The organism is Alcanivorax sp. HI0083, from assembly GCF_001635175.1.
Genome location: NZ_LWFX01001078.1, coordinates 1 through 5390, shown reverse-complemented (window position 1 = coordinate 5390; position 5390 = coordinate 1). Strand labels below are relative to the sequence as shown.

General features: G+C 60.8%; 4 protein-coding genes. All 4 read right to left on the bottom strand.

What is annotated here, in order from left to right; genetic code table 11:
- On the bottom strand, positions 1–1006 hold a 1006-nt coding region (locus A3754_RS14305), incomplete at its 3' end, for a sigma-54 dependent transcriptional regulator (RefSeq protein ID WP_063520235.1).
- Between the two features lie 36 nt (positions 1007–1042).
- A complete protein-coding gene (locus A3754_RS14300; RefSeq protein ID WP_156497001.1) occupies positions 1043–3985 on the bottom strand; it encodes a sensor histidine kinase in 2943 nt (980 codons plus the stop codon).
- Positions 3975–4151 carry a hypothetical protein gene (locus tag A3754_RS27755; RefSeq protein ID WP_007149317.1) on the bottom strand — a complete coding sequence of 59 codons (177 nt, stop codon included), beginning with the start codon at positions 4149–4151 and terminating at the stop codon, positions 3975–3977. The genes A3754_RS14300 and A3754_RS27755 overlap by 11 nt, the downstream gene beginning before the upstream one ends.
- 197 nt (positions 4152–4348) lie before the next feature.
- Positions 4349–5227 (bottom strand): tRNA glutamyl-Q(34) synthetase GluQRS, encoded by an 879-nt coding sequence (gene gluQRS, locus A3754_RS14295; RefSeq protein ID WP_063520233.1) that lies wholly within the window; start codon positions 5225–5227, stop codon positions 4349–4351.
- Positions 5228–5390: the final 163 nt, after the last annotated feature.

Sequence of the window (5390 nt, the reverse complement as noted above, 5' to 3'; positions counted from 1 at the left end):
TGGCTTGCAGGGCTTCCGGGGTGAAGTGCAGGTCCGGACGGTTGAGCTTTTCGCAGCCCCGGGCCAGCAGGGCATTGGCCAGGGGTTCCAGGTCTTCCTGACGATCGTTAAGCGGCGGCAGGGTCAGTTCCATGACGTTCAGCCGATAGTAAAGATCCTGGCGGAAGCTGCCGTCGGCGACCCGGCCGGGCAGGTCCAGCTGGCTGCTGGCGAGAATGCGCACATCTACCCGGCGGGGTGACAGGGAGCCCTGACGGTGGATTTCGTGATGGGTCAGCAGGGTCAGCAGGCGACTTTGTACTTCGCTGGTCAGTTCGCCCACTTCATCCAGAAACAGGGTGCCGCCGTCGGCTTCTTCAATGCGGCCGGGCTGTTCGTGATCGCCGAATAGTTCTGTGAGCTGCAGGGCCTGGGGCAGCGCCGCGCATTGCACCGAGACCAGCGGGCCATTGCCTCGCTCGCTGTGCTCATGCAGGGCGCGGGCGGTGAGCTCTTTGCCGGTGCCGGCTTCGCCCATGATCAGCACCGGGGTGTTGGTCGGTCCCACGCGGCCAATGCGGTGTTTCAGCTCTTCCATGGCCTCGCTGTTGCCGATCATGTTGCGTACCGGGAAGCTGCGTTCCAGGTCCCGGCGCAGGGCCCGGTTGCCCCGGTTCAGGCGGCCTTCTTTCAATACCCGATCCACGGCGAGCAACATTTCGTCGTGATCGAAGGGTTTGGGGATGTAGTCCACGGCGCCCTGTCGCATGGCATCCACTGCGGAGCGCAGGCTGGCATAACTGGTCATGATCAGCACCGGTGTGATGCCGGCCGCTTCTATAAGTGTGGTGCCGGGTTCGCCGGGCAGGCGCAGGTCGCTGATTATCAGGTCGAACTGATTGAGGCTGTACTCGCGGGCCTGCTCCACGGATTCCGCTTCTTCAACCGAATGTTCGTGGCGCACCAGCAGCTTGCGCAGGGCGCCGCGAATTACCGGCTCATCTTCAACAATCAGAATGTGACTCATGAATGACTTGATCCTGTCCTGTCTTTCAATGGCGCATTACACACCGGATGTCGGGGCGTGCATGGGAAGCCGAATAATAAACCGGGTGCCGCCCTGTTCGGTGATCGGGCTCTCCACTCGAATCGCGCCCAGGTGTTCTTCGATAATACTGTAAACCAGCGCTAACCCAAGGCCTGTTCCCCGCCCCGGTGGCTTACTGGTGACAAAGGGTTCAAACAGGGCGTCGCGCAGTTCATCGGGGATGCCGTGGCCCTGATCCTCCACAATCACATCCAGCACCTCATCGGCGGCTTCACAGCGAATAATGACTGGCTGTTTGTCGGCACTGGCGTCGGCGGCATTGCCCAGCAGGTTGATGAAGACCTGCAGCAGGCGTTGTGGGTCGCCTTGCACCCAGTGTTCCGGTTCGCACTGGTTATTGAAGGGTTGCTGGCGGTGGTCCGGGTCGAGCAGTAGCAAGGATACGGCTTCGTCCACGGTGTCGCGGATATTCACGGGCACATGCTGGCTATGTTTGATGCCGCCGGAATGGCTGAAAGTCACCAGCGATTCCACGATGCGGGTGATGCGGCGAGTCTGTTCAAGGATCTGTTGGCTGGATTCCAGCTGTTCCTCTGCATCGGTTTCGCTGTCCAGGTTTTGTGCCAGGCAAGCGATGGCGGTCACCGGGTTGCCAATCTCGTGGGCTACCCCGGCGGCGAGCCGGCCGATGGAGGCGAGCCGCTCATTGTGGGCCAGGTGCGCTTCCATGTGGCGCAGTTCAGTAATGTCTTCAATCACCACTACCTGCCCGCCAGCCTGCTCCGAGGTGCCGGTGCCCAGCACTTCGGATTTATGCAGGCTGAGCCAGCGAGTCTGCCGGTCCACTTCCAGCGATTGTTGTGGCTGGTGCGGGTTGTCGTCGTGGCTGAACTGCGTCAGGAAATCGCCCCAGGGCGGGTCCAGATCCGCCAGCCGGGAGCCGATGGTGTCGGCGGCGGTGATGCCGGTGAGTTCTTCCATGGCCCGGTTCCAGCCAATGATTTCCCGGTCGGCGCCCAGGGAAATGACCCCCATGGGCAGCTCCAGCAAGGTCTGGCGGTGGAAGCGTCGCAGGCCGTCCAGCTCTGCGGCCAGCCCGGAGAGCCGGTCGCGATATTGCTCCAGTCGTGACTCGATAAACTGGATGTCTTCGCTGGAGCTTTGTTCCTCTTCAGGCAAGTAAGGCAGGTGATCGTCCATCAACTGATGGGAAACCGACGGCCCCAGCAGGCCTGACAGGTTGGTCTCCAGCTGGTCGCGCAAACGCCGCAGGGCGTAGGGCCGGGTTTCGGTGCGTGGCAGACGTAAATCCCGCAGCGCCATTTCCACTTCCCGGGTAGCGGTAATCGGCCCCAGGGGCTGGGTCAGCGCATCAATGAAATCATCTACACTCTTGGCTTCCAGTTCCCAGCGATAGGGGCGGCGCAAACTGTCCACTGCGCAGGCTTGCGCCGCGTTCTGTTCGGCGCGGGACATGGGCGTGACAATGGAGACGATGGCGTAGATCAAGGTGTTGGCGGTGACTGACGCGATGGCCACGTGGTGCCATTGGCTGGCGCCGGTCTGGAACCGCATGCCCAGCAATTCCATCAAGCCCTGAAATTGCCATTGCGGGTAGGTGATGGGGAGCAGCAGTAATAGCAGCCATAACAGGAAGCCCACGACAAGGCCGGCGAACAGACCATTGCGGTTGCCGGAGGGCCAGAACAGGGCGCCGATCAGCCCGGGAACAAATTGCAGCGTGGCCACGAAAGACAGCACGCCCAGTTCTACCAGGGTGTGCTCGGTGCCGGTGAAGCGATAAAACAGATAGGCCAGGGCGAGAATGGCGGCGATCAGAATACGTCGGGTCCACAGCAGGTTGCGGTAGAGGTTCTTGCCCTGATGCAACGGGCTGGCAGGCAGTACCAGATGATTCAGGCACATGCCGGACAGGGCCAGGGTAGCCACAATCAGCATGCCGCTGGCACCGGCCAGGCCGGCAATATAGCCGAGGATGGCGCCGTGCCCGCCGGTGACCATGCCAATGCCCAGTGCATAGTAGTCCGGTGAGGTGGGGGCATTGCTGGCGGCAGCAGCCCACAGAATGACCGGCACGCACAGGGCCATGACCAGGAACATCAGCGGCAGTGCCCAGCTGGCGGTGATCAGGGCGCGGGGGTTCAGGTTTTCGGTGAACGCCATGTAGAACATGTGGGGGAGCACTACGGCGGACACGAAGAATGCCATGATCATGGAGTGCCAGGTGCCATCCTGTAGCGGGTAATAGAGCCGCGAAAGCATTTCCGGGTGGTCGTCCAGCCAATTGCCCAGACTTTCCGGGCCATCAAAAACGCCATACAGGCCCAGCAGGGCCACGGCCCCGAAAGCCAGCAGCTTGATCAGTGATTCCATGGCGATGGCCACCACCAGCCCTTCGTGTTTTTCCCGGGCGGTGGCGTGGCGGGCGCCGAACAGAATGGCGAAGATCACCATCATCAGGCAGAAGCCGGCGGCCAGGTCGCGGGGGTCGGCGGTACCGCTGAGAATCTGGATGGACTCGGCGACGGCTTTCAATTGCAGCGCCAGCAGCGGTAACACGCCGATGAGCATGATGATGGTGGTCATGGCGCCAGCCAGGCGGCTGCGATAGCGGAAGGCAAACAAATCCGCCAGGGAGCTTAACTGGTAGGTGGTGGTCAGGCGCAGGATAGGCGCCAGCAGAATTGGCGCCAACAGGAACACGCCGGAGATGCCGAGAAAGTAGGACAGAAAATTATAGCCGTACTGATAGGCGTACCCCACTGAGCCGTACACCGCCCAGGCGCTGGCGTAGACCCCGAGTGAGAATACATATACCGCCGGGTGCCGCACCAACCTTGCGGGTAACCAGCCGCGTTCGGTGATCCAGGCCACCATGAAAAGAAAAAACAGGTAGCCACAGGCAATCAGGATGAGGTCGCTGACACTATAGACCATCGACATCCTTGCTCTTGGCGATCCAGTAGCTCAGCGCGATCAGTCCCAGCCAGATCAGGTAGGGCCGATACCAAGCGCGGCCCCCTTCGCTCCACCAATCAATAATGGCAGGGGACAGCAAGTAGGTGCCGAGAATAAAAATAATAAGCAGGCGATCAGTATACATAGGTGGTTAAGGCCCTCTGGTGCAAGAGCATACGTCAGGTGGGGGAGGCGTGTAAAAGCGGGAACGCAAAGTGGACAGTGGATAGTTGAAAGTTGACAGCGAAAGGCGAAAAGCACGTTTTGTGGGTAGGAGTGGCGCTTGAGCCGCGAACAAAAAGGTTAATCGCGGAAGTGATTGACGAGATGATTTCAGCAATCTTACAAGGAAGATGCCGGTAACGGTTGTTGGCGGCCGGGTGGCCACTGGTGTTCGGGGTAATGGGCTTTCGCCCATGCCAGCATGGTTGTGGGGCTGGCTCCATGCATATCGATGGGGAGCTGCAGGCCCATGTAGCTAAATGCGGCGGCGAGTAGCTGGCTGGCCCGAGCGAGGTCCAGCGCTTCGCTACCACTGGATTTGGACAGCTTGGTATCACGACCATTCATTACCACCGGCAGGTGGGCATAATCCGGCACTGGCCGGCCCAGGCATTCCAGCAGCCAGCGCTGACGCAGAGTGGAATCAAGCAGATCGGCACCGCGCAGTACATGGGTAATGTTGTCATCGGCATCATCCAGGGCGCAGGCCAGCTGGTAACCGAACAGGCCGTCGCGGCGGCGTATTACGAAGGCGCCACCATCACGGTGGAGGTTATTGCAGACTTGTCCTTGGATGCCATCGGGGTAACAGAGCCGCCGGTCTGGCACATGCAGGCGAATCGCTGTGTCGCTGCCGGCGGGAACGGCGGCGGCGATACCGGGATGGCAGTGATCCAGGGGGGCCAGTTCCTTGCGGGTCATGCGGCAGTGAAAGGCGTGGCCGGTGTCGAGCAACTGTGTCACTGCTGCCTGGTAGGCCTCGCCGCGCCGGCTCTGGTAACGCACGGTTTCGTCCCAGTGCAGGCCGAACGCCTCCAGTTGCGCCAGAATATGATCCGCGGCACCCGGCATCTCCCGGGGAGGATCGAGATCGTCAATGCGAACCAGCCACTGCCCGCCTTGATAGCGAGCGTCCAGCCAGCTGGCCAGGGCCGCCACCAGTGAGCCGAAGTGCAACGGGCCGGAGGGGGTGGGGGCGAAACGTCCGCGATAGAACATAGTTGACAGTGGACAGTTGACAATTGACAGCGAAAAGACAGTTTCTAGATTCAGCAAAACGGGGCGTAAAACGCCCTGGAGTGCCCCCGATTTAGTAGACACCTAATGATTAAACGGTCGCAGCATAGGCACTGGGGGAAACTCCTCCCAGTGCCATGTGCCG

Excerpts from the sequence above, each read along its gene's own strand:
- A3754_RS14300 (WP_156497001.1), bottom strand. The coding sequence starts at position 3,985 with ATGGTCTATAGTGTCAGCGACCTCATCCTGATTGCCTGTGGCTACCTG.
- gluQRS (WP_063520233.1), bottom strand. The coding sequence starts at position 5,227 with ATGTTCTATCGCGGACGTTTCGCCCCCACCCCCTCCGGCCCGTTGCAC.
- A3754_RS27755 (WP_007149317.1), bottom strand. The coding sequence starts at position 4,151 with ATGTATACTGATCGCCTGCTTATTATTTTTATTCTCGGCACCTACTTG.